Origin of the sequence: Paraburkholderia sp. 32, from assembly GCF_050435345.1 — a bacterium.
GTDB classification, from domain to species: domain Bacteria; phylum Pseudomonadota; class Gammaproteobacteria; order Burkholderiales; family Burkholderiaceae; genus Paraburkholderia; species Paraburkholderia tuberum.
Genome location: NZ_JBNDKD010000002.1, coordinates 1,441,888 through 1,467,381 on the forward strand (window position 1 = coordinate 1,441,888; position 25,494 = coordinate 1,467,381).

The 25,494-nt window shown below is 60.8% G+C and carries 17 protein-coding genes and 2 pseudogenes; 18 read left to right on the forward strand and 1 reads right to left on the reverse strand.

Features of this window, described 5'->3' with window-relative positions:
- Positions 1-121: 121 nt before the first annotated feature.
- Together OKW26_RS21945 and OKW26_RS21950 are read left to right on the forward strand one after the other, a co-directional pair.
- Complete coding sequence (locus OKW26_RS21945) at positions 122-1,558, forward strand: basic amino acid/polyamine antiporter (RefSeq protein WP_429355272.1); 1,437 nt, start codon at positions 122-124, stop codon at positions 1,556-1,558.
- Positions 1,559-1,628: 70 nt separating this feature from the next.
- Positions 1,629-3,056 carry a basic amino acid/polyamine antiporter gene (locus OKW26_RS21950; protein ID WP_429355154.1) on the forward strand — a complete coding sequence of 476 codons (1,428 nt, stop codon included), beginning with the start codon at positions 1,629-1,631 and terminating at the stop codon, positions 3,054-3,056.
- Positions 3,057-3,081: 25 nt separating this feature from the next.
- Here the strand turns inward: OKW26_RS21950 and OKW26_RS21955 are convergent, their stop codons facing one another.
- The gene (locus OKW26_RS21955) at positions 3,082-3,210 is read right to left on the reverse strand and encodes a hypothetical protein (protein ID WP_429355155.1); all 129 of its coding nucleotides are present in this window, start codon (positions 3,208-3,210) and stop codon (positions 3,082-3,084) included.
- A gap of 763 nt (positions 3,211-3,973) precedes the next feature.
- Between OKW26_RS21955 and OKW26_RS21960 the strand changes: the two genes are divergently transcribed.
- From OKW26_RS21960 to OKW26_RS22035, 16 genes and pseudogenes are all read left to right on the forward strand, one after another.
- Positions 3,974-4,624 carry a response regulator transcription factor gene (locus OKW26_RS21960; RefSeq protein ID WP_184023628.1) on the forward strand — a complete coding sequence of 217 codons (651 nt, stop codon included), beginning with the start codon at positions 3,974-3,976 and terminating at the stop codon, positions 4,622-4,624.
- 255 nt (positions 4,625-4,879) lie between these two features.
- Positions 4,880-5,429, forward strand: a pseudogene (locus tag OKW26_RS21965) (fimbrial protein).
- Between the two features lie 99 nt (positions 5,430-5,528).
- On the forward strand, positions 5,529-6,293 hold the full coding sequence (locus OKW26_RS21970; RefSeq protein WP_429355273.1) for a fimbria/pilus periplasmic chaperone: 765 nt from the start codon (positions 5,529-5,531) through the stop codon (positions 6,291-6,293).
- 198 nt (positions 6,294-6,491) lie between these two features.
- On the forward strand, positions 6,492-9,143 hold the full coding sequence (locus OKW26_RS21975) for a fimbria/pilus outer membrane usher protein (RefSeq protein WP_429355156.1): 2,652 nt from the start codon (positions 6,492-6,494) through the stop codon (positions 9,141-9,143).
- Positions 9,144-9,216: 73 nt separating this feature from the next.
- The gene (locus OKW26_RS21980) at positions 9,217-9,780 is read left to right on the forward strand and encodes a fimbrial protein (protein WP_184061770.1); all 564 of its coding nucleotides are present in this window, start codon (positions 9,217-9,219) and stop codon (positions 9,778-9,780) included.
- Between the two features lie 52 nt (positions 9,781-9,832).
- Complete coding sequence (locus tag OKW26_RS21985) at positions 9,833-10,516, forward strand: DotU family type IV/VI secretion system protein (protein ID WP_429355157.1); 684 nt, start codon at positions 9,833-9,835, stop codon at positions 10,514-10,516.
- Positions 10,513-12,192, forward strand: a complete 1,680-nt coding sequence (locus OKW26_RS21990) for an OmpA family protein (RefSeq protein ID WP_429355158.1) — start codon at positions 10,513-10,515, stop codon at positions 12,190-12,192. Before OKW26_RS21985 ends, OKW26_RS21990 begins: the two co-directional genes overlap by 4 nt.
- Positions 12,193-12,397: 205 nt before the next feature.
- Complete coding sequence (gene tssB / locus OKW26_RS21995; protein ID WP_184045111.1) at positions 12,398-12,931, forward strand: type VI secretion system contractile sheath small subunit; 534 nt, start codon at positions 12,398-12,400, stop codon at positions 12,929-12,931.
- Positions 12,932-12,998: 67 nt separating this feature from the next.
- Positions 12,999-14,482, forward strand: a pseudogene (gene tssC / locus OKW26_RS22000) (type VI secretion system contractile sheath large subunit).
- 109 nt (positions 14,483-14,591) lie between these two features.
- Positions 14,592-15,074, forward strand: a complete 483-nt coding sequence (locus OKW26_RS22005) for an Hcp family type VI secretion system effector (protein ID WP_184023663.1) — start codon at positions 14,592-14,594, stop codon at positions 15,072-15,074.
- A gap of 140 nt (positions 15,075-15,214) precedes the next feature.
- Complete coding sequence (gene tssJ, locus OKW26_RS22010) at positions 15,215-15,760, forward strand: type VI secretion system lipoprotein TssJ (protein WP_429355159.1); 546 nt, start codon at positions 15,215-15,217, stop codon at positions 15,758-15,760.
- Between the two features lie 5 nt (positions 15,761-15,765).
- Positions 15,766-17,115: a type VI secretion system baseplate subunit TssK gene (gene tssK / locus OKW26_RS22015; RefSeq protein WP_184023673.1), complete on the forward strand. Its 1,350-nt coding sequence runs from the start codon at positions 15,766-15,768 to the stop codon at positions 17,113-17,115.
- The gene (gene tssL, locus OKW26_RS22020) at positions 17,112-18,446 is read left to right on the forward strand and encodes a type VI secretion system protein TssL, long form (RefSeq protein WP_429355160.1); all 1,335 of its coding nucleotides are present in this window, start codon (positions 17,112-17,114) and stop codon (positions 18,444-18,446) included. Before tssK ends, tssL begins: the two co-directional genes overlap by 4 nt.
- 13 nt (positions 18,447-18,459) lie before the next feature.
- Positions 18,460-22,425 carry a type VI secretion system membrane subunit TssM gene (gene tssM, locus OKW26_RS22025; RefSeq protein ID WP_429355161.1) on the forward strand — a complete coding sequence of 1,322 codons (3,966 nt, stop codon included), beginning with the start codon at positions 18,460-18,462 and terminating at the stop codon, positions 22,423-22,425.
- 33 nt (positions 22,426-22,458) lie between these two features.
- Positions 22,459-25,137, forward strand: a complete 2,679-nt coding sequence (locus tag OKW26_RS22030; RefSeq protein WP_429355162.1) for a type VI secretion system Vgr family protein — start codon at positions 22,459-22,461, stop codon at positions 25,135-25,137.
- Positions 25,138-25,226: 89 nt separating this feature from the next.
- A complete protein-coding gene (locus OKW26_RS22035; protein WP_090810707.1) occupies positions 25,227-25,493 on the forward strand; it encodes a PAAR domain-containing protein in 267 nt (88 codons plus the stop codon).
- Position 25,494: the final 1 nt, after the last annotated feature.

The window sequence follows — 25,494 nt, forward strand, 5'->3', positions numbered from 1 at the left end:
CCGGTACTCGCAAGGCCGTTGGCTTGAGTCGGGGAGGACTAACAGGAGATGCGCAATGCACGCGTACCTGCTCCGCGTCAGTCCCTTTCCGGAAGAAATCAGCTTCTCTGAAGGGTGGACGATGGCAACCCAGGTCGAGACGAAACTGTCGTTGCCCGCATTGACCGCGATGGTCGTCGGCTCAATGGTGGGCGCAGGGATTTTCTCGTTGCCGCGCAATTTCGCGCGCGCGACCGGACCGTTCGGCGCGGTCATTGCATGGTGCGTGGCGGGCATCGGCATGTATGCGCTGGCGCGCGTCTTTCAGGCGCTCGCGCAGCGTCGGCCCGAGCTCGATGCGGGGGTGTTCGCATACGCGCGAGCGGGCTACGGCGATTATGCGGGCTTTCTCTCCGCATTCGGCTACTGGATGGCCGGCTGCTTCGGCAACGTGTCGTACTGGGTGCTGATCAAATCGACGCTTGGCGCTTTCGTGCCGGCCTTCGGCAACGGCAATACGGCGACCGCGATCATCGTGTCGTCGGTGGGCATCTGGCTGTTTCATCTGGTGATGCTGCGCGGCGTCCAGCAGGCCACGATGATCAACACGATCGTCACGGTCGCGAAGTTGATTCCAATCGTGCTGTTCATCGTGATGCTGATCGTGTTGTTTCGCGCCGACATGTTTCGCGCGAATCTGTGGGAACGCAGCGATCAGATCGGCAAGGGCTTGTTCTCGCAGGTTCGCGCGACGATGCTCGTCACCGTCTTCGTGTTCGTCGGTATCGAAGGTGCGAGCGTGTACTCGCGCTATGCGAAAAAGCGCTCGGACGTCGGCGCCGCGACGATCACCGGCTTCGTCGCCGTGCTGTGTCTGCTGGTGCTGGTGACGCTGCTGCCTTACGCGACCTTGCCGCGCGCCGATATTGCGGTGATGCGCCAGCCGTCGATGGCCGCGGTACTCGGCGCGCTGCTCGGCCCATTCGGTGTCGTGTTCGTCAGCGCCGGTCTGATCATTTCGATCCTCGGCGCGTACCTCGCATGGTCGCTGATCTGTGCCGAGGTGCTGTTCGCCGCCGCGCGTCTCGAGACGATGCCGCGTATCTTCGCGCGACAAAACGAGCGCAAGCTGCCGGTCGCCGCGATCTGGCTCACGAGTACCGTGGTGCAGTGTTTCGTAATCAGCACGTACTGGTCGACCGACGCGTTTGCGCTGATGCTCAATCTCACGAGTTCGATGGTGCTGATTCCTTATTTTCTCGTGGCCGCATACGGCATCAAGGCCGCGCGTTACGATAGTGGACAGAATGGCGGCACCTTGAGCGGCGCGTTGCGCACCGAGTATTTCGTCGCGATGTTCGCGACGTTGTATACGGCCTTTCTGCTGTTCGCGGGCGGCCTGAAGTTCCTGATGCTATCGGCGCTGCTTTATGCGCCCGGTACGGTGCTGTATGTGGTGGCCAAACGCGAGCGCGGCCAGCGGGTGTTTTCGAAAGTCGAGTGGGTCATCTTTGCCGTCGCGGCCTGCGGCGCGATTGGCGCGCTGATCGGCCTCGCGACCGGCACGATCGTCATCTGAGCGGTCGATCATCGTAGTCGCACGAGCGCGGCTCGATCGGAACGTGTTCGCGGGGAGAGCGATCGCAGCAATGGACAAGCGCGTCAGACTTTCAGCGCCGGGCCTGATGGCGATGGTGATCGGCTCGATGGTCGGGGTGGGCGTCTTTTCGCTGCCGCAGGCGCTCGGCAAATATACCGGCGTAGTCGGTTCGTTGATCAGTTGGACCATCACCGGCTCCGGCATGCTGATACTCGCGCTGATCTTTCAACGGCTCGCATGGCGCAAGCCGGAACTCGACGCTGGCGTCTACACGTATGCGCGCGTGGGGTTTGGACGTTACACGGGATTTCTGTCGGCGTTCGGCTACTGGTGCGCCAGCTGTCTCGGCAACGTGGCGTATCTCGTGCTGATCAAGTCCGCGCTCGCGATCGTCGCGCCTTCATTCGGCGCTGGCAATACGTTTAGCGCGATCGTCAGTTCCTCGCTGATGATCTGGGTGTTTCATTGTCTGATACTGCGCGGCGTGAAGGGCTCGTCGGTAGTGAATGCGTCGATGACGGCCGCCAAGTTGTTCGCGCTTGGACTGTTCGCGGTGCTCGTGCTATCGAGTGTCAAGTGGCAGTTGTTCGTCGCGAACCTGTGGACCGTTCCCGAGCCGTCGGCGACCAATCTGTTCGGCGAGGTGCGCAAGACGATGTTGGGCACGGTATTCGTGTTTCTCGGCGTCGAAGGCGCGAGTGTCTATTCACGGCATGCACGCGAACGGCGCGACGTCGGGGTCGCGACCGTCCTCGGCTTTCTCTGCGTGCTTGCGTTGATGGTCATGGTCACGATGTTGTCGTATGGCGTGTTGCCGCTCGAGCAGTTGGGCACGCTGAAAAATCCGTCGATGGCTGGCGTGCTGAGCGCCGCGGTCGGCGCCTGGGGCGCGGTCGCGGTCAAGCTCGGCCTGTTGATATCGGTACTCGGTTCTTATCTCGCATGGACGTTGCTCGCCGCCGAAATTCTGCACGCGGCGGGCAAGAGCCGCACGATGCCCGCGTTTCTCGGGCGAGAAAACCGCAACCACGTACCGGTCGCCGCACTGTGGATGACGAGCCTCGTGATTCAGGCCTTTCTGATCGTGACGCTGTTTTCGAAAGAAGCGTTCACGCTGGCCAAGGAGTTCACGACGTCGATGAGCCTGATCCCGTATCTGCTCGTCGCCGGCTATGGGTTGAAGCTCGCAGCGAGCGGCGAATCGTATGCGGGGCAGCCGTGGTCACGGCGCATCGATTTCATGCTCGCGCTGCTGGGCTGCGGCTACGCGCTCTTTCTCGTGTACGCGGGCGGCCTGCATTATCTGTTGATGTCGACCGTGCTTTATACGGCGGCGACCGTGTGGTTTTACATCGCCGAGCGTCGCAAGGGGAAACGGCCTGTGTTTACGCTGCTCGAACGCTGGCTGTTCATTGTGGTTCTGCTTACCGGGCTGGTCGCGTTCGTCGATCTCGTGCGCAATCATTTTGCGGCCTAAGGCTTCCGCTCGCGCGCCGCGCGGCTCACATGATCGCGGCCTGGCGAATGCAGCGGATGAAATAGTCGGCCGGGCGCGTGTGAATCGCGCCTTCGCGCTGCATCAGATGCAGTCTCCCCGTGCGCGACGTTTCAATGAAATCCAGTTTTTTCATCTTCAACGGAATTCAGCACGCGGGCAGCAACTAGCGGTTTCGGTTCAAATGGGCCCGCGAGGGCGGACCTGCTGTCGCGCGGTCCGCTAGAAGAAACACGGCGGTGGCGCCGGCGGCGATGGGGCATTGCGACGGGCCGACTGGGCTGGATGTTGAAAGCACTTCTTGCACCTATGACGCATATAGGACTCTGCTGACTTTTTTCTTGTTAGCGCATCGTACAATCCGCCTCTGCGCAAGGCGAAGATGTTTTAATTCCTCGCCGACGAGTTGGGGTGCGTTGCGCTATCCCATCTTCATGATTGATCCATGCCAGGTTGTATGCCCAAAAATTGCTTTGTCTTTACCAAAGCACACCGGCTTTCTCACCGATTTTGCATCGTTTAAAAAACAGTGGTTCGAAAACTTCTATTTGCGTGGTGCCAAAATGCTTTTGTGGAACGATCAAGACAATTTGATATGCGCTATTTGGACCGCACCGACTTGTGCGCTTAGATGATAGGCGTTCCCGACGCCGTTCGCTTCATTGGAAGCAGGAAGGTTGCGGCTCTCGATCTTGCTGTTGAGGTGTGCGGCTAGGCCCACGCAAACGCAGCGTCCCGTGGCGACACACAGGATCAGGGAAGTCGACGAGCGGACGGGACGAGATGCCCTGCGCCTTTCTCATCATGTAACGGCGTGAAATGACATGGTACTTTGGTGACAAATCATGCAGGGTGTTTCGGCAAGGAAAAGGTATTCACCTGCGTGGTATGGAGTGTGAGTGAACAAAATAAGAGTGGGTATCGCCGACGATCATCCATTTATTCTCCTCGGCGTCGAGCATCTTCTTCAGCGTTGTCCTGACATCCAGGTCTGCTTCAAAAGCGAAAGTATTGGCCTGCTTCTCCAGCGGTTGGTTGAAGTGCCAGTCGATGTTCTTGTGTGCGACTACGAATTCGAAGGCGATCCGTATGCCGACGGTCTCAACCTTCTTGACCGGATCCGGCGTGTCGCCCCAGCCATACGAGTAGTTTTCCTGAGCACGCATTCGTCCACGCACATCATTTCAGCTGCGCTCAACGCGGGGGCGGCCGGCTTCGTCGGCAAGGGTCCCGAGGGCTTTGTCAGCCTTACCGCTGCCGTCCGCGTTGCCAAAAATAAAAGCGTGTTTCTGCCTGATTCCATTGCGGACAAGATGTTGCGCGCAACGGGGCGCGCAGCGCAAGGCGGATCTTCTCTCAATTTGCTATCTGAAAAAGAATCGACGGTCGTGCGAATGATCTGCGACGGGATGTCGATCGCAACAATTGCCGAGCGGCTCAATCGCAGTCCGAAGACCGTGAGCAATCAGAAGAACGCTGGCATGAAGAAGCTCGGTGCCAGAAACGACGTAGAACTCGTCACAATCGTGCGCGAGTGGTCCTGCTCGTAGCAATTGCCGCGATTCTCAGGCGGATTCTGTCGTTCTCGTAGCGCCTTCTCCCTATCGTAGGGTGGTCCTGTGACCTGTTCAGTTCGAGGAATCGACACGCCGTTTCTCGACTGACCTATTTTGGTCTTTCATTTTGGGTATTGGCCCATTAACACCGATCTTCTTCAATGAGATCATTCCTCTGCCTTGACGATCGCTGGACGTCCCGGCTTTACAAGGGTTTGTAGTTCTGAAATGGCAACAAAGAGGAATCTCATGAAAAAACAAGTAACGCAACTCATGATCGCGCTGATGGGCCTGTCCGTCGCGCCGATGGTTTTCGCTCAAGCTGTACCGGGCACAGGTCAGGTAACGTTCAATGGAGAACTGTATGACGACACCTGTGTGATCAACTCGGGTGACGAGGACCAAACGGTCACGCTGCCTCGGGTGTCTTCGCAGGCGCTGCCTGCGGCTGGCGTAACCGGCGGGTCCAAGCCGTTCACCATTTTCGGTGTCCAAGTGCCCGGCAACGCTGACCCATGTCGCGGCGCATTTCGAGACCACGAACATGGACCCGGTTACGCGTAATGCCATTAACCAGGCAACTACCTTGCCGGCCGGGAACGTCGAAGTGCAATTGCTTGACCACAATGGCACGAGTGGCGAGGAGTCGGTGCTTCCGCTGGGCAGCGCGGGCGAGTTCGTTGCTGTTGGGAACGACGGTACGGCAACGATGTACTACGCCGGCCAGTACTATGCAACAGGCAGAGCCACGGCCGGTAACGTGACGGCTGTTGTTCGCTACACGTTGGCATACCAGTAAGCGAATCTAAGCCGAATGGCATCGGGTTGCTCTTCTAGCTCGAGGGCAACCCGAAGTGGCATTCCGCTTATCTGTCGCGTGGAGGAGCGAGTGTCTTCAATGAAGTTTCCAATGTTGTTCGCCGCAGCTGTCGCCTTAAGTGTGACCTCGTTTGCTGCACAAGCTGCTATCACCATTACCGGTACCCGAGTTATTTATCCGGCGCAAAACCGCGAAGTCAATGTTCGTTTGAACAATGTTGACAGCCGTCCGGTCCTGGTCCAGGCATGGCTGGACGACGGCGATGCGGCCGCTGCCCCGAATGAAATCAAGGTGCCGTTCACGTTGCTGCCGGCGGTATTTCGGGTCGAGCCTCACAGAGGGCAGGCTTTGCGCATCCTGTTCACAGGCGGCGACATGCCGAAGGACCGTGAGGCTGTCTATTGGCTGAACGTTCTCGAAATTCCGCCGAAGCCTAAGGACGCTGATGACCGGAACATGATTCAGCTCGCGTTCCGAACGCGTATCAAGATGTTCTACCGGCCGGTATCGTTGCTCGATGACCCAACGGCGGGGCGAGCCGAGCTGAAGTGGCATGTCGAGGCAAATGACAAAGGTCAGAGCATCGTTCGTCTGGACAACCCATCGCCCTACTACATTTCCCTCGGCACGGCAGAGGTAGAAACGGCAGGCAGGAAAGTCGCTCTTTTGCCCGATATGGCACCGCCGTTCGGGCACGTCGATCTCCGTCCACAAGATGGAAAGCTGGATATCAAAGCTCCTGCCACCGTTTCCTATACGGTTCTGAACGACTTCGGTACAGCGGTCAAGGACTCGGCGGAAGTGACAGGTGCGCAAAGCGCGGAAGCGCAAAAGAATCAATAATTGAAATACGGGATGTCGGGCGTGCGGAATAGTAAGACGGCGGTTGAAAGAGTATTCAGTAATGTCCCTTTCCGGTTTCACCCACTGGCTTGGGCGGCAATCATAGCGTCGGGCTGGGTCTTTTGCCCAAATTCCGCGGTTGCCGCGTGCGCGCCGGACTCAGCGGCGACGCCATCCAGCGACTGCTCGGCGTCCGAGTTGCCGCAACAGGCAGCCGGTGTCGACGGAGAGGCTGCGCGTACGGATGCGTCATCTACCACGGCGACATCAAATGCGCCCGCTGCGGAAGTTCCGCAAGAAGTCGAGTTCAATCCAGCATTCTTTACGGGCAACGTCGCCGATTTGTCACGCTATACGCGAGGCAATCCTGTTGCTCCCGGTGTTTATCCGCTCGAACTGCTCGTCAATGGTAAGAAGCGTGGACGCTTCGATGTCCTGTTTCAGGCAGTGCCGGGCTCGGATATCGCAACGCCCTGTTTCACGATGCCTGGCCTCGAGCGCGCTGGCGTAGATACCGAGCGCGTGGCCCAGCGGTTGAAGGAAGTAGGAAAGGGCGACTTCGACGATACGGACGCGTCAGTGCAATGCGTCCCGCTGGTTGAAGCCGTACCGGGATCGGTTGCATCGTTCAACACCGCCGATCTGCAACTCGATCTGTCGATTCCACAGATCGAATTGCGCAAGGAGGCTGCCGGTTACGTTGATCCGTCCCGTTGGGACAACGGGATCAACGCAGGCTTCGTGCAATACAGTCTCGCCGGCTATACGACTCACCAGAACAATGGTAGCGGAGACTTCAGCAGTGTCTACCTCGGTCTGCAAAGCGGATTCAACGTGAACGGCTGGCGTTTCCGCCAGTGGTCCACGGTAAGCTCGCAGAACCGGGGTTCCGGCACGCATTGGCAAAGTGTCGCGCTGTTTGCGCAACACGATGTCACGGCGCTTAAGAGCCAACTGACGATCGGCGACAGCTCGACGAGCGGTGACGTCTTCGACTCATTCAACGTGCGTGGCGTCCAGCTTTCGAGCGACGACCGCATGTTGCCGGATTCCATGCGCTCCTACGCGCCGGTTGTGCGTGGCGTGGCTGATACCAATGCACGCATCATAGTGCGTCAGAACAACATCATCGTGGCCGAGACCAGCGTGCCGCCGGGGCCGTTTGAACTGAACGACCTGCCGGCTACGGGTTATGGCGGCGACCTTCAGGTCACTATTACAGAATCCGACGGCCGTCAGCGGACTTTTCTGGTGCCGTTTGCGTCCGTCCCGCAGTTGCTGCGGCCTGGTGTTGCACGTTTCAATCTGACGACCGGTGTCTATCGCGATACCGTGCTGAATAACCATCCGTGGGTGGCGCAGGCGGTTTATCAGCGCGGCCTGACAAACCTGTTGACCGGCTACACCGGTGCACAGTTTGCGGAAGGTTACTGGGCTGGCCTGGTGGGTGTCGCGCTCAATACGCCGCTCGGCGCATTCGCGTTTGACGTAACGGCGGCGGGAACGAATATTCCCGGCGTGTCTGGTGGTCGTCCCGGCTACAGTACGCGGATCAGCTACAGCAAGCTCCTTCCAGGGCCCAACACGAATTTTTCGGTTGCGGCTTACCGATACTCGACCTCACGCTTCTATAGCCTGCATGACGCGATGTACGCGCGATATGGCTCCCGAGACACCACGGGTCAGTATGACTACCGCACGCGCAGCCGTCTGCAGCTGAATATCAACCAGCCAATCGGCGAGTCGAGTTCTTTTTATATCGCCGGCAGTTCGCAGAACTACTGGGGCGCGTCGAAGGGCTACGATCTGCAATATCAGGTTGGTTTCAACAGCGCGTACAAGCGGGTGTCCTACTCGCTATATGCGCAACGCACGCGCCTGCAAAACTCGAAGATCAGCACGCAGGTAGGTTTGAACCTGACGATTCCGCTCGGCAAGGTCGACTCGAACGAGCATCATATGTTCGACTATCTGACCACCAACGTTTCGCGCGGCTCGAACGGGGATAGCACAATTCAGGCCACTGCGTCGGGCAACACGAGCGGAGCCACGCCGATCACCTACGGTGTCAACGCGTCACGGATCGTCGCCGGCGACAATCGGACCGTTTCCGCGGGTGGTTACGCAATGTATCGCGCGCCGTTCGCTACTTACAACGTCAATGCATCGATCAGCAATCAGACCCGTCAAGCCGCGTTCAACGCCGACGGCGCGGTCGTCGTTCACAGTGGCGGCATGACGCTGAGCCCGCCGCTTGGGCAGGCGTTCGCGCTCGTCGAAGCGAAAGGCGCGGAAGGTGGCCGGATCATCAATGGCCAGGGTGCAAGGATTGACGCTAACGGCTATGCGGTGGTGTCTTCGCTGATGCCATACCGGGTCAACACGGTCGCGCTGGATCCGAGCGACGTGTCGCTCGACGTTGAACTGGGCAACACGAGTGAGGAAGTCGTGCCGCGCGCGAGTTCGCTCGTCAAGGTGAAGATTGCGACCACGCAGGGCACGCCGATTTTCGCCGAGGTTTCGGATCGGGAAGGCAAAGCCATGCCGATGGGCACCGAGCTATTCGACGAGTCCGAGAAATCGGTGGGCATCGTCGGTCAGGGGGGCCTCGCGTACCTGCGCGGCCTCGAGCACGAAGGCAAGCTGCTGGTGCGCTGGGGCAATCGCGCAGCGGAGCAGTGCGTGATGCCCTACACGGTGCCGGACGACGACAAGGCGGACAGCGGTCAGCGCGCGGGCATCGTTGCGCGCATCAAGCTGAGCTGTGATCCAGCGCTAGTCTGGTCTCCGCCGGCAAAGTCCGTAGCGCGACGTTCAGCGGGCGCGGCGCTTGTCAGTTCGCTTCGCTGAAGTGCGAAGGTCGATACCCGGTCAGCTCCAGCGCTGCGGCTTAGATGATTCCGCCGACAGTAGAGGTCAGAAAATGAAAAATATTTGTAGATACTTTCGGATTGCCGGACTAATTTCCGGATTGATCGCAGGTGCGCTGTTGGGATCGGTTTGCGTACATGCGCAAGGCTCGCCTTCGGTCACGCTCAATTTTAGTGGCACCTATAACGCGACGACGTGTGCGCTGGTGAGTTCGCCCGACATGACGGTCACGTTGCCGACGCTTTCGACGCAATCGCTGCCGACGGCCGGAGTTATCGATCGCGGCTCAAAGTTCTTTACCATCACGATCCAATGTCCAAGCGGTGTAACGGGGGCGCGCGTGTATTTCGAGAGCGGTTCGTCGACCGATCCCAACACCGGGAATCTGGACCTGCAGAATGCGAGCGGGGCGGCGTCGGCAACGAATGTACAGGTCATGCTGGCCAATGAGGACGGATCGCGGATCAAGGTCGGCGACCGGTCTACGATGAGAGTCGTTCCGATCACGTCCACGGATCCAACGCCGGTGAAGTTCATTGCCAGCTACTACGCAACCGGTCGGGCCACGGCTGGCACCGTCAATACATTCGTCACCTATGTCGTCGAAATGCCCTGAGGGTGCCGGCGCGAATACGTTTCTTATTATGTTTGACTCAACAGTCGCGCTCATGCGAGCGACTGCGTTGCATGCAGCACTGCTGTCCGACGGCGCGGAGCTGCCGGCTGTTCCTTTTTGGCGCGCGCGTTGCAGTACGTTGGTCGAGACGCTACAGCAGCAAATGCTGGATCGAACTTTTCCGGCAACGGACATCCGGGAAGTCAGCCTCGCACAATGTGTTCTGCTAGATGAACTGACGTTGCATGCATTGCCGTCCAGGCAGCGCGAGGAATGGTTGCGTGAGCCGCTGCAGATGCGTTTTCATGGCGTGCGCGATGGCGCCGCATGGGTATGGCACCGGATCGAGGCGGTGGTGGACGGCGGCGATCCGGACCCCGCCGGACTTGAGTTCTACACCATGTTGCTGGGGCTGGGCTTCGACGGCGGACGCGAAAACGCCAACGCATATCTGGAGCGTGCGAAATCGGCGTTGAACGGGCATCTGCGTCATAAGGCGGCGTTCTCCATACCCGACGCACCGGATAACGCCATGCCACTGACCAATTCGCTTCGGCCGTCGGACGTGTCACGCATCTCACATTCACGCAGAACCGCCGGCGGGGTGATTGCTGGTGCGGTTGCCATCGCGTCACTATGGACGGCGATGGACCTCAGTCTGGACGTTGCGACACGCGGTCTACCTCAAACGTCGTCGCCGCAGAGTAGTCCTATGCAGACGGAGCGTTCGCAATGATTTCCGGAAACAGCTACCGGGCGGCGCTGATCTGGATCGCTGTCTCCGTAGTTGGACTGATATGGCTATGTTTGCCGCTTGCTCTCCAACCATCGTGGCCCGTTGTGCTCAGTCTTGTTCTGTTGACGGGGGTGGGCGCCGCCGTTTTGCCAGCTTACGGGCGATCGCATCCGACCCACGAGGATCAGGATTTTCAGCTCGGGAACGTGCGTCAGTTATCGATCGTTCTCGTCGTCGGGCCGCATGCCGGCGCGTTGTTTGCACACGATGGCCAGACATCCACAGTGCGACGTAACGGTGATGCGCTGTGGTTGCGTGTCCGGTCCCCGCAGCAGTTGTCCAGCGTGTTGGCCACGGTGATGGAGTCGCATCAACGTCCGCCGGATGCCGTGTTGATGCCCGTTGTTCCCGACGGTGAGTGCGACGATGCTGTGATTCGCCGCGAATTTTCCCGCTGGAAGCATCAAATCGACGCTTGCATCGGTCCCCGGGCGTTCGTATTACCCTGCTATATCGCGATCTACGCGTACCTCGGCTCGAATGGCGACCACGCAGTGGAACCGGTCTGGTTCGGCGATGCCATGAATATCTCGACGATGCAACCCGCGACCGCAACCGCGCGGCAACATGTGCAAGCGCTCAGGCAACAGCTGGATCAGGCCTGGCTCGCTGTCGCCCACCCGGAACGTGCGTCGCGTGCCGGTCTGGGGCATGCAGTGTTCGACTGGCTAGAAGATGAGGCGCTGCTATCGATACTTTCATCGCTCGCGAACACCGCGCCGTTCTCGCTGCGCGGCTTGCTGTTGGCCGACATCGGACACCCGCCGATGCGTCCAGGCGCATGGACGCGATGGCTCACCGGCAAGACCGCGCTGCGGCCGCTGCTGACGAGGCCGGAGGCTCAACCGAAGCCGCTGTCTCTGCCTTTACTTACGAACATCGCGCGGAACGACAGATTCCGGGTTTCGAAGAGCGAGTGGGCCCGGTCGTATTCCGGAAGCTTGCACGCGTTGGCTGCGTCGGCGGTCGTCCTGATGGTGTCGATTGGTGTCTCCGCATGGTCGAACAGCAGGTTGGTCACGCGAGTCGCCGACGATCTCGAGGTTTACACGCATATACCCACAGCCCGCGCGGATGCGAAGCATGAGCGATTCGAATCGTTGCGCAGACAATCCGCCGAGCTGGCTCGCTATGCGAGCAACGGTGTGCCGACCGGGCTCGGCTGGGGACTGTATCGGGGCAAGCAGTTGCAAGTCGCGCTTGGACGCGTGACCGCGACATCGCATTCCCCGACGATCGCCGCGCATTCCCCGCCCCTTGCTGTGACGATCGACAGCCTCTTGTTATTCGACAGCGGCAAGACGACGCTCAAGTCAGGTGCAGAGCCAAGGCTCCACACGGTTCTCGATCTGATTCGCGCGAATTCCGACAAGCGAATTCTCATCGCGGGTCATACTGACAACGTGGGTGCCAGCGTCGCGAATCAAAAGCTCTCCGAGGCACGCGCGCGGGCCATCCGCGATTGGTTCGTCAACACGGCTACGTTGCCCGTCACACGTTTCGCAATTCATGGGTATGGCGATACCCGGCCGATCGCCGGCAACGAAACTAGTCAGGGGCGCGAGATGAATCGTCGTGTCGAAATCACCGTTGTTCCCGATTCAGGCACGCACTGAAAGTACTCGTCGCGGTTAGCCCTCTGGGAACCTGCGTTCGCGCACGCCAACCCGGCCTCGCTTTTGCGAACGGGACAGACTTTTGGGCAACCGCCCATATCGCCGCGCTGCTCCGAGACATAACATCATCAGCTTGCGGATTTCATACGAAAGCGAGCGGTGTCGCCGCTCCTTCTTTTATTTGAGCGAACAACCTCAGAGCACTATGTCGGCTTCTACCAGTTCTCAAAAATTCATCGCACGTAATCGTGCCCCCCGCGTCCAGATTGAATACGACGTCGAAATTTACGGTTCGGAAAAGAGAGTCGAACTCCCGTTCGTGATGGGCGTCCTCGCCGACTTGTCGGGCAAGCCGCTCGAACCGTTGCCCGCCGTCGGCGATCGTAAGTTCTTCGATATCGACATCGAGAACTTCGATGAGCGAATGAAGGCCATGAAACCGCGTGTCGCGTTCGCGGTGCCCAACACGCTGACGAACGAAGGTCATCTGATGGTCGATATCACGTTCGAAAGCATGGACGACTTCTCGCCCGCAGCCGTCGCGAAGAAGGTTGACGCGCTTGCGCAGCTACTCGAGGCGCGTACGCAACTGGCCAATCTGCAAACGTATATGGATGGCAAAAGTGGCGCGGAAAACCTGGTCAGCAAGGTGTTGAGAGACCCAGCGTTACTCGAAGCGCTCGCAAAGGCGCCAAAGCCGGAAGCGGCATCCACCGGCGAACCGGTGACCAACGAATGATTTTTGCTTTCCGCACGAAAGCACAGCCTGAAACAATGGGGAAATGATGGCCGAACTTCAAGCGAACATGCGCGCCAAGGCAACGGCGAGCGTGACCAGTCAGTCCGATTTCAATGCACTCCTATCGCGCGAATTCAAGCCCAAAACGGAGCGCGCGCGCGAGGCTGTCGAGGGGGCTGTCCGGACGCTCGCTCAACAAGCACTGCTTACATCGGCAACGGTGTCCGACGACGCGTACAAAAACATAGAGTCAATTATTGGGGAGATCGATCGCAAATTATCCGAACAGATCAACCTGATTCTCCACCATGAAGATTTTCAGAGTCTTGAGAGCGCATGGCGGGGGCTTCATCACCTCGTCGCGAACACGGAAACGGATGAGAAGCTGAAGATCCGCTTTATGGATGTGTCGAAGGACGACCTGCGTCGCACGATGAAGCGCTATAAAGGGATTGCGTGGGACCAGAGTCCGTTCTTCAAGCAAATTTACGAGGAAGAGTACGGGCAGTTGGGTGGCGAGCCGTACGGCTGTCTCGTCGCTGACTACTACTTCGATCACACGCCGGCCGATGTCGACCTACTGGGCTCGATTGCAAAGGTGGCGGCAGCGTCGCATGCGCCGTTCATTACGGGCGCGGCACCGTCCGTGCTGCAGATGGACTCGTGGCAGGAACTCGCCAACACCCGCGCGACCTGACGAAGATTTTTACGCAAAACCTCGAGTACGCACCTTGGAACTCGCTGCGTAGTTCGGAAGACGCGCGCTACATCGGCCTTGCAATGCCGCGTTTCCTTGCACGTCTGCCGTATGGCGTCAAGACGAATCCGGTCGACGAATTCAATTTCGAAGAGGCGACCGCCGGCGCGGATCATCAACGCTATGTATGGTCGAACGCGGCCTACGCAATGGCGGTGAACATCAACCGTTCGTTCAAGAACTACGGTTGGTGCACGCTGATTCGCGGCGTAGAAAGCGGTGGGGTAGTTGAAAACCTGCCGTGTCACACGTTCCCGACGGATGACGGTGGCATCGACATGAAGTGCCCAACGGAAATTGCGATCTCCGACCGCCGCGAAGCGGAATTGTCGAAGAGTGGTTTCATACCGCTCATTCACCGCAAGAACACTGACTACGCGGCGTTCATCGGCGCGCAATCGTTGCAGAAGCCGATCGAGTACCACGATCCCGACGCAACTGCGAACGCGAATCTATCGGCACGTCTTCCGTATCTGTTCGCGTGCTCGCGCTTTGCGCATTACCTGAAGTGCATCGTGCGCGACAAGATCGGCGCATTCAAGGAGCGGGACGAAATGCAGCAATGGCTCAACGAATGGGTCATGAACTACGTTGACGCCGATCCCGCGAATTCGTCGCAGGAAACCAAGGCACGTCGACCGCTGGCCGCGGCCGAAGTGGTCGTCGAGGACGTCGAGGGGAACCCGGGATATTACCAGGCGAAGTTCTTCCTGCGTCCGCATTTCCAACTTGAAGGTCTGACGGTTTCTTTGCGTCTCGTCGCGAAGCTGCCGCTCGTGAAGGATGCAGCCTGACCTGACGTCTACCGTTCATTCGGTGATTGAGCGACGGACAGGCGCTCACTAAATATGCCTGACTTTCATTGAGCATCTTTAAAACTAATCGGTATCAAGGAGTATTTTTATGGCGCAAGACATCTTTCTCAAGATTAACGGGATCGATGGTGAGTCGGCAGACGCTAACCACAAGGACGAAATCGATGTTCTGAGCTGGGCGTGGGGCGTTACGCAGCAATCGAATATGCACGTTGGTTCCGGTGGTGGCGCTGGCCGAGCTACGGTCGACGACTTCACGTTTGAGCATTTCATCGATCGTGCAACGCCCAACCTGACGCAATACTGCCTGACCGGTAAGCACATCGACGAAGCCAAACTCGTCGTGCGCAAGGCTGGCGGTAATCCGCTCGAATACATCAAATTCACGATGAACGACGTGCTGGTTACCTCGGTGCATCCGTCCGGCGTCAGCGACAGTGAATCGCGTCCGTGCGAAACGGTGCGTCTGTCCTTTGCTCGCCTGAAGCAGGAATATGTGGTGCAGAACGCACAAGGCGGTAGCGGTGGTGCGATCACGGCGACCTTCGATATCAAGAAGAACACAGCCTAAATCGCACATTTTCCTGAATCTTGGCACGACGACCCTTTTGTCCGGGACGCCGTGTCAAGGTTGTTAACCGGGATGCCCGGCTGGATGCAGGCATCCTGGTTCATTCAGGGCGATGTGCGAGATCACCTTGATACCGTCAGATGGTTTCGATCTTTTTTTCCCGCTTCGCGATATGGCTGCGTATCGGAGGCTGGCTAGCCCTAAGCGGGGCGAGCGCATGGCTGTCCGGGTGCGCTACCGCGTCGGCTCCCGTTGTCAAGGAGCGAACGACCCTCCGGCTTCAGATCGCGGCAAACGAGAACGTCAATCCGAACGAGTGGGGAACGGCGGCGCCGATCCTCGTGCGGGTCTACGAACTGAAGTCGCCGACGGCGTTTCAAACCGGCGACTTTTTCACGCTGCAAAGCGACGACAAAAAAATCCTTGGCGACGACGTGCTGGTCGTTGACGAATTTATTCTGCGTCCCGGCGATACACGCGAGATCGTCCGGAAGTCGAACCCCGCCACTACCGCAATTGGCGTGCTGGCCGGCTACCGGGATCTCGGGAAATCGGTCTGGCGCGCGGTTTACCGGTTGCCAATCGCGCCCGACGCCGCATGGTACAGGATGGCTCTTCCAGACAAGGAACAGAAGCTGACGATCCAGCTCGATCGGCGCACTGTTTCGATTTCAAAGTCAGACTAATTTCGATGAGTTGGTATAGCAAAGTTGTTTGGAGCGAAGGACTCTTCCTGCGCCCGCAATTGTTTCAGCAGCAGGAGCGGTATTTCGAGTCGTTCGCGCATCGCCGGAGCGCGCCGCTGAGTCCGTTTTTCTGGGGCTTCAGCCGTTATGAAATCGATCAGGAATCGCTCGCGTTCGGCAAGCTGGTGTTCAAGAGCGGGCTCGGCGTATTTCCAGACGGCACACCGTTCGAGGTGCCTGGCCTGACGCTGCCCCCGCCCCCACTGACGATCGGACCGGAACATCAGGAGCAGGTGATTTACCTGGCGGTCCCGCTTCGCTTGCCTAACACCGAGGAAACCGCCTTCACCGAGCAGAGCGGATCGCTGGCCCGTTACCATGCGTACGACGCGGAACTGCGCGACAGCAACGCGATCGGCCAGGGTCCGAAGCCCGTCCAACTCTCGAATCTGCGCTTGCGGCTGTTGCCCGAGAAAGAGCTGACGCAGTCGTGGATCGGGCTTGCGCTGACGCGCGTGAAGGCGCTGCACGCCGACGGCGCCGTGTCGCTGCACAGCGCCGACCACATTCCGCCCGTGACCGGTTACGGCGCGAATCCACTGCTGCGCGAATGGGCGATGCAGCTGCACGGCCTCGCGCGACTACGCGCCGACGCGCTCGCCGCCCGTCTGTCAGGTGCTGATGGCCGTACGGGCGCGGCGGCCGAAGTGGCCGACTATCTGCTGCTCCAGGTGCTCAATCGCTATGAGCCGCTGCTGGAGCATATTTGCCAACTCGAGGAGACCGCGCCGGTGACCCTGTATCGCGAGCTCGCGCTTTTCGCGGGCGAGCTTTCGACCTTCGTGCGTCCGCAAACGCGGCGTCCGCGGGCGGCGCCGGGCTATGACCATGCGCAGCTCTACCGCAGTATCAGGCCCCTCGTCGAGGAGGTTCACTATCTGTTGAACCAGGTGTTGATTCGTGGTGCGCAGCCCATTCCGCTTACGGAGCAGGCGCATGGCATCCGTACGGCCGCCATGCTGCCGAACGAATTGGCCGGCTATTCGAGCCTCGTGCTCGCCGTGGGCGCGCAGATGCCTTCCGAATTGCTGCAGCAGCAGTTTCTTGCCCAAACGAAGATCAGTCATCCGCAGCGCTTGCCGGAATTGATCCGTTCGCACCTGCCGGGTCTGGCAGTAGCGGCGCTGCCGGTTCCTCCGCGCCAGATTCCGTTCAACTCGGGCTTTATCTATTTCGAACTGTCGCGTACCGGACCGTTCTGGGAACAGATTGCGCGGCACGGAGGGCTTGCCATGCATGTCGCCGGGCACTTCCCGGAACTCAAGCTTGAGCTGTGGGGCGTGCGTCAAAAATGAGTACCGGTGCATACGGGGACGACGCGTTCGAGTTTCTGTTGAACCCCGACAACTCTGCTTCTGGCCAGAGCCAGCCGTCTGCCAGTCCCGCTGGGCGTCCCACAACCGCGGGTGTCGCCAATCAGGAACCGGTGGTCGATGCGGCCGCGTTCGATCCGCCGGAACAAGTGCAGACGCGTCTGGAGCGCATGAAGGCTGCGCGCAATCCGTTGTGCGAAGCCGCGCAGCCTTTGTTGCGCATGCTGGCGGACGTGCCGGCTTCGCTCGATTCGTTGGCTGCGGTCGCGAGCTTGCGCTCGCTGCTGGTGCGTGAGGTCGCCGCATTCCAGAAGGTCTGCGACAAAGCGAGTTTGCCGTGGAAGCACGTGGCGGCTGTCCGTTACGCGCTGTGCACCGCGCTCGACGAAGCCGCCAACCGCACGCGTTGGGGGAACGGCGGAATTTGGGCCGCGGGGGGGCTGCTGCTCAAGTTCGAAGGAGAAGTGGACGGCGGCGAGAAGTTCTTCCTGCTGATCGGCCGCATGGCAACGGATCCCCAGGAGTACATCGACGTCCTCGAGGTGTTGTATCGCATTCTCAGCCTTGGATTCGAAGGACGCTACAGCGTTGCCGCGGACGGTCCACGTCATCTGGAGCAGATCCGGCAGCGAATGCTGACGCTTATCAGCGGCACGCGGGACACGATGCGGCTCGAACTGTCGCCGCACTGGCGCGGCGAGGAGCCGGGCAGGATGCGGCTGCTGAAAAGCGTGCCGGTCTGGGCGACGGCGGGCGTCGCTGCGCTATGTGTGTTCTCGCTGTTCGCCTGGTACAAGTATCGGCTTCTGGCGCAAAGCAATGCGCTGGAAGCGAAGATTCTCGCGATCGGAGAGCCGATCAAGGTCGCGGCCCCGGTCGTTCACGAGCGCTTGCGCCTGTCGATTTTGCTGAAAGACGAGATCGCTCGCGGCCAGGTCTCCGTCGAAGAGACCGCGAGCAGCAGCCGGGTCGTGTTCCGTGGCGACTACGTGTTCCTGCCGGGGCAAAGCCGCATTCGACCGGAACTGGATCCGGTGTTGACCAAGGTCGCGCAGGAGGTCGTCCGGGTCGGCGGCAATGTCACGGTGACCGGGCACACCGACAACCAGCCGATTCATACGGCGGAATTTCCTGACAACCTGGTGCTATCGGAAAAGCGCGCCGCGTTCGTCGCCGACGTATTGAAGGCGCACGGCATGCCCGGCAATCGCATCGAGGCTGTCGGCAAGGGCGATACACAACCTGTCGCGGACAACAGTACAGCGGAAAGTCGTTCCCGCAATCGACGCGTGGAAGTCTTCGTCACGCATTAACGGGAAAGCCTTGATGTCTTATTTGAACCGCTTATCGAAACTTGTGCTCACGCGCCAGACGCTGGTGCTCGCCGCGATCCTCGTGACGGCTGTGGCCGTCTGGTTCGTGGGACCTCTGATTGCGTTTGGCGACTACCGCCCACTCGAGAGCGTGCTCTCGCGCACGCTGTCGATCGTCGTGCTGTTATTGCTGCTGCTGTTCTGGCTGCTCGGCTGGTCGCCTGGCGTCATCGGCGTCGCGTTGCTGTGTCTCGCGCTCTGGTATTTCGGACCGATACTCGCGTTCGGCCAAACGCATCCACTCGGCACCACATGGTCCCGCGTGCTGCTGATCTCGGTGCTGCTTGCCTGCTACGCGATCTATGGGCTGTATCGTCTGTGGCGGGCAGTGCGCAGCGATGACGTGCTGCTGCAGCGCGTTCTGAACCCGTTCACGAAGAAGTCGGCCGCGACCCCTGTCGCACGAGACGAAATCCGCGCGCTTCACGCGGTCGTCGCGAAGGCCATCGACAAGCTCAAACGCATGCGCGGCGGACCGGCAGGGCTGCGTCGTCTGCTCGAAAGCCAACGCTACCTGTACGAACTTCCGTGGTACATGGTGGTGGGCTCGCCAGGCGCCGGCAAGACGACGTTGATCCTGAACTCGGGTCTGGATTTTCCGGAGGCGGATCAGATGGTCGCGGCGTCGCTGAGAAGCCGCGTCGAAACGGCGAACTGCGACTGGTGGTTCGCGAACGAAGCGGTGCTGATCGACACCGCTGGCCGCTATACGGTTCAGGACGCAGCGTCGCAAGACGCCGCGAAGGTTGACGTCGATCCGGAAGACCTGAAGAGCGTGAACGAGGCCGAGTGGCGCGGCCTTCTGGGGCTGCTTCGCAAGCGGCGCCCGCGCGCGCCGATCAACGGTGCGTTGCTGGTCGTTTCAATCGAAGAGTTGTTGACGCACCCAGCGCCCGAACGAAAGGCGCTCGCCGCGTCGATGCGCGCTCGGCTCGGCGAGTTGCGCCAGCAGTTGGGGATTCGATTCCCCGTCTACGTGCTCGTCACGAAGCTCGATCTGCTGCCCGGCTTCGGGGAGTATTTCCAGTCGTTGACGGCGGAAAGCCGCGCGCAGATTTTCGGCTTCACACTGCCTTATCAGGAAGCGGCGGAACAACACGGCCGCGACACACTGCGCCTGAACTGCGCGGCCGAAATGCGTGAGCTGGAGCAGGGACTCGAAGACGGCGTCAACACGAGGCTGCAAGAGGTGTACGAGGTCGATCTGCGCAAGAAACTTTATGCGCTGCCGTCAGAATTTCGTAGCCTGTGCGCGGAACTCAATGAACTGCTCGCGCTGGTGTTTCTCGATTCGAAATACGACGACACGCAGTTGAACAGCACGCTGCGCGGCGTCTATTTCACGAGCGCGGCGCAAACTCACGAGGCCGTGTCCGCCGACAGCTCCACGCTCTTGCAGCGGCTGCGTCGCGGGCTCGCGGGTTTATTTGGTGCCGCGCCGAATACGGTCTCGCCGTCGTCCGGCGACGCGACGCCTACCGGCTATCGCGGCTATTTCTTGCGCAATCTGTTTCAGCGCGTGATCCTGGCCGAAGCGCATCTGGTGCGGCCGAACCTGTACTGGGAAGTCCGCTTCCGCGCGTTGCGTCTTATCGGACATCTGCTCGCGATCGTCGTGGCGGTGTGGCTGATTGGTGCGCTCGTCGTGAGCTTCGGCAACAACCGCGAGTATCTCGCCGCGATCGATGGCAAGGCCAATGCGCTCGCCGCGCGGGTCTTGTCGCAACGGAAGGCGCCGCAGCCCGGGACGATGGGGACGCTTCTGTCAGCGTCGCGTGACCTGCCTCAGTTCGACGGCATGGACCTCGACAGTCCCGGTGTCGCATGGCACTACGGGCTCTACACGGCGCCCGCCATCCGCGTCGCCGCCGGCGAGACTTACAACAATCTGCTGAAACAGATGCTGCTGCCGCAAGTCGTCGGCCGGCTCGAAACGGTGCTCGATACGCAAATCGGCGTACAGGACGCGGACGGCGTTTATCGCACGCTGATGGTCTACCTGATGCTGTTCGATGGCTCGCACTACGACGCGAAAGCAGTCAAGGCATGGGTGCTCGGCGACTGGGAACACGCCAACAGCGTCGCATCGCTCGGCGAGCGCAACGTGATGGCGCGTCACCTCGATGCGCTGATCGTGGAAGGGGTGCCCACGGTGCCGGCAAGACCGGTGAATGCGCAGCTCGTGCGCCGCGCGCGCGAGTTCCTTGGCCGCAATCCGGCGTCCGGACGGCTCTACGAACGTGCGATGAACGCCATGGCTCCCGAGGCGCCCGAGAACGTCACGCTGCTGAGCGCCGCGGGTCCGCAGGCCACTACCGTGTTCATGCTGGCCGGCGGTTCGACGCTCGCGCGAGGTATCCCCGGTCTCTATACCTACGACGGCTATCACGCCGTTTTTAACAAGCGCCTCCCTGATTTTCTCGAGCAGGCGCGAAAACAGGACGCCTGGGTGATGGGCGAGGCCGATGCATCGGCGCGGTGGCGGCGGATGGCAAACGGCAACGCATCGCGCAAGGACAGGCTCGCCGACGATATCCGTCGCCAATACCTGACCGACTATGGCAATTACTGGAGCCAGTTTCTCGACGACGTGAGACCGGTGTCCGGCAGCGAAGGCACCCTGGCGCCCGATCTGCAGACGCTCCGTACGCTGGCTGCGCCGGATTCGCCGCTGGCGAGACTCGCGCGAACGGCCGCGCGCGAGACGTCGCTGTCGATCGTGGATGGCGCGGACGAGCCGTCGGCCGCCGGTAGTGCCATGAACGTGATCATGCGTCGCTCGCAGGCGGCGCGCGCGGCGAGCGCCGTGGCCGCAACCGCCACGATCGGTCAGCTCGCGCAACAGAAGATGGAACGTGAACTGGTCGACAGACGCTTTGCCGCGCTGCGCGAAGTCGTGACCGGCCAGGCCGATAGCGGGAGCGCGCTGCCCGGCGGCAGCGGCGTGCTGCAGCTGGGCGGCGTCATCGGGCTGATCAACGAGCAGTACACGCGATTGATGACGGCCGGCGACGTGCTCGCCACCAACAGCATGCCGCCCACGGACGACCTCGGCTCCACGCTGCAGCTCGAGGCGCAGAAGCTTCCGCCGCCGTTTCGGGCCGTGCTCGTGGGCCTCGCGTCGCAGTCGATGCGCAAGGTGGACCGCAATGTCGGCTCCTTGCTCACGATGCAGGTCGAATCGAGCGTTGGCGCGCAATGCCGACGTGCTGTCGAAGGCAAATATCCGTTTGCCGCGAGCGCCCAGGAAGTCGACATCGACGATTTCAATCGCGTGTTCGCGGCCGGCGGCCTGCTCGACGACTTTTTCCACAAGACGCTCGCCAGCCGCGTCGATACGAGCATGCGGCCATGGCGCTATAAGCCGGTCAGCCCCGGCATGCCGCCCATGCAGGGACCGGGCCTCGAACCGTTCGAGCGCGCCGCGGCGATCCGTCAGACATTTTTCCGCGATCCCGGCGCGACCCGGATGTCGTGGAACGCGGGCCTCAAGGTCGTGTCGCTGGACCCCGAGATTACCGATCTGCTCATCGACGTCGACGGGCAAAACCTGCGCTATGCGCATGGTCCGGTCACGACGTCCCCGATCACCTGGCCGGGGCCGCGCGGCGGTTCGATGGCCGGCCTCACCGCGAATCCGCGCGTGCGTCCGGACACGTCGACCGTCATGACCGAAGGTCCGTGGGCGCTGTTCCGTCTGATCGACCGGGGCCGCGTGACGTCGACGTTGTCGTCGAGCCGCTCGGCGGTGGACTTCAATTTCGACGACCGGCACGCGGTCATCGAACTGACATCGGGCGGACAGTCAGGACCGCAACTCACGGCGTTGCTGCGCGATTTTCGTTGTCCCGGTAGCGGAAACGCGATGGGAAAGCGAGCGGACGCGTCGTCAGGCTCCGCATTCGCCGACGAACTGTAGCGTCTTTTCGATATAGAGAATTTAGAGGAGTGCATGTCAAGTAATCCCTTGAACGCGATAAGTGTGCAAAGCCGCTCAGTGACCGTATCCAGCGCGGCGATACCGCGGTGGCCGGGGCAGATCGCGGACGGACAGACGCAGCCGGCGCTGGAGTTCATGTCATTGAACGGCGACGAGCATCTCGGCAAGCTGTTTGAGTACGAACTGCTGTTGCGCACGCCTGACGATTACACGGTACCGCTTGCCGTCAGTGCCAACCTCGACCTGAAGGCGCTGCTAGGCAAGGAAATGACCGTCGCGATCGACCTCCAGCCGAGCGCCGACACCGAAGCATCTCAGCGCGAAATCACCGGACTCGTCGTCGCCGCGCAATACCTGCGTCGGGACGGCCGCTACAACGTCTATCGTGTCGTGCTGAAGCCGTGGCTGTGGCTGGCGACGCTGACGACCGACTACAAGATTTTCCAGAACAGGACGGTCATCGAGATCATCGACGAGGTTCTGAAGGACTATCCGTACCCGGTCGAAAAGCGCCTCGACGTGAGCCGCTATGCGCTCGAGGGTGAGAGTCCGACCAACGAACCGCGCACGTTCCAGGTCCAGTACGGCGAGACCGATTACGACTTCATTCATCGCCTGATGGAAGAGTGGGGCATCTACTGGTTTTTCGAGCATGCCGACGGCAAGCACCGGCTCGTGCTGTGCGATCACATTGGCGCGCACCGCCACTCGCCGAACCCCTCATACCGGACGCTGGCGTTCCTACCGCAGGGCGGCAAGACCGACACCGAATACATCAGCGCGTTTTCGACGGCCGAAGTCTTGTGCACCGGTCACTACGTGACGAGCGACTTCGACTTCACGCGTTCGCGCGCCGACATGCGGGCGATCAATCAGCAACCGCGCGACACCAGTTGGAACCTGCTCGAGCGCTACGACTGGCCGGGCGACTACACCGACAGCAGCCACGGTGAACTGCTGGCGCGTACGCGCATGGAAGCACTGCGCGCGCCGGGTACGCGAGCGCAAGGCGAAGGTAACGTACGGGGACTCGCGTGCGGGCAGACGTTCGTGTTGACCAACTACGACTATACGACCGCGAACTGCGAATACCTCGTCATCGGTACGAAGCTCGACCTGACCGGTACGCCGGACGAATCGGGTAGCGGCTACGAATACACCTGCAGCAACAAGTTCGACGCGCAACCGACAAGCGAAGTGTTCAGACTGCCGCGGGAGACCTCGAAGCCGATCGTCAACGGGCCGCAGTCGGCTGTCGTCGTGGGTCCCGAGGGCAAGGAACTGTGGACCGACGAATTCGGCCGCGTGAAGGTCCGCTTCGTCTGGGACCGTTACGGCCAAAACGTCGAAACCGACTCGTGCTGGGTCCGTGTGAGCCAGGCGTGGGCCGGTCAGGGTTTCGGTGGCATCTACATTCCGCGCATCGGCCAGGAAGTCATCGTCGACTTCTGGAACGGCGACCCGGATCGTCCGCTGATCACCGGGAGCCTGTACAACGCGGCGACGCGTCCGCCCTATGACTTGCCAGGCAACGCGACGCAGAGCGGTTTCATGAGCCGGTCGATGGAAGGGGGCCTGCAGAACTACAACAGCATCCGCTTCGAGGACAAGGCGGGTGCCGAGGAATTCACTTTGCAGGCGGAACGGGACATGAACCGCCTGACGAAGCTGAATGAGTCACACGTCGTCGGTGCCGACTACACGATCGGCGTGGCCGCGGCGCACAGCATGACCGTCGGCGCGACGTCCAGCACGATCGTCGGCGGCAAGTACTCGGTAAGGGTGAAGGGTGTCGCCTTCTATTCCGTGGGTCTTGCACACTTTGTCTCGATTGGCGGGGCGGAGGAGACCGCGGTTGGGGGTGCCTCCCTTCTGACGGTGGGCGGTGCACGTACGGTCACGGTTGGTGGCGCGTCGACGCACGCGGTAGGCGGAGCCTATTCGCTGTCGGCCGGGAAGGCGCTGTCTATCGTGTGCGGCAAGTCCTCGCTGACCATGAACAAGGATGGCGAGATCAAGCTCATCGGTAAGTCGATCCGCATCCAGGGTGACACCCGTGTCGTGGTGCAAGGCACGCCGCTGGACCTTAACCCCGGTGACAAGGAATGCGGCAGCTCAGTGACGGTGCCAGTTCCTGTAGTGGTGCTCGATGCGCTGGACGTTCCAGTTATTCCGTCACCTCCATCGGACGAGCCGCTTCCGACGATATGTCCGCTTCCGACGATATGTCCGCCGCCCTCGGAAGAACCGCCGCCCTCGGAGGAACCGCCGCCATCGGAAGAGCCGGCACCGTCGGAGGAGCCGCCGCCGTCGGAGGAGCCGCCGCCGTCGGAGGAGCCGCCGCCGTCGGAGGAGCCGCCGCCCTCGGAAGAGCCGGCACCATCGGAAGAACCGCCGCCCTCGGAGGAACCGCCGCCATCGGAAGAGCCGGCACCGTCGGAGGAGCCGCCGCCGTCGGAAGAGCCGGCACCATCGGAAGAACCGCCGCCCTCGGAGGAACCGCCGCCATCGGAAGAGCCGGCACCGTCGGAGGAGCCGCCGCCGTCGGAGGAGCCGCCGCCCTCGGAAGAGCCGCCGCCCTCGGAGGAACCGCCGCCATCGGAGGAGCCGCCACCGTCGGAGGAGCCGCCGCCGTCGGAGGAACCGCCGCCGCCGATCGAAACACCGCCCGCAACCGGCTCGGACGCGTAACAGCGTATTTCGCAATACCGTGCAGACGGCGAATGCCTTCGCGCATCGCCCTGCACGGACGTTCAGTTTCCATGAGGAGAAAATCGATCATGTTTCCAGCGGCTCGCAAAGGCGATGCGATCGGACATGGCGGTTCGATCGTCTCGGGCTCCCCGACGGTCTTCATCAATCGATTGCCTGCGGCGCTCGTCGGTATGAGCTCTGCCGTTTGCGCGCTGCACCCGTGCTCGCAAGCTGTGGTCGCGGGTTCGGGTACGGTGTTGATCAACAACGTGCCGGCGGCATTGGTTGGCGGCAAGGTTTCGTGTGGCGCGCCGTGTTCCGCTGGCTCGCCAGACGTGCGCATCGGTTCATGAT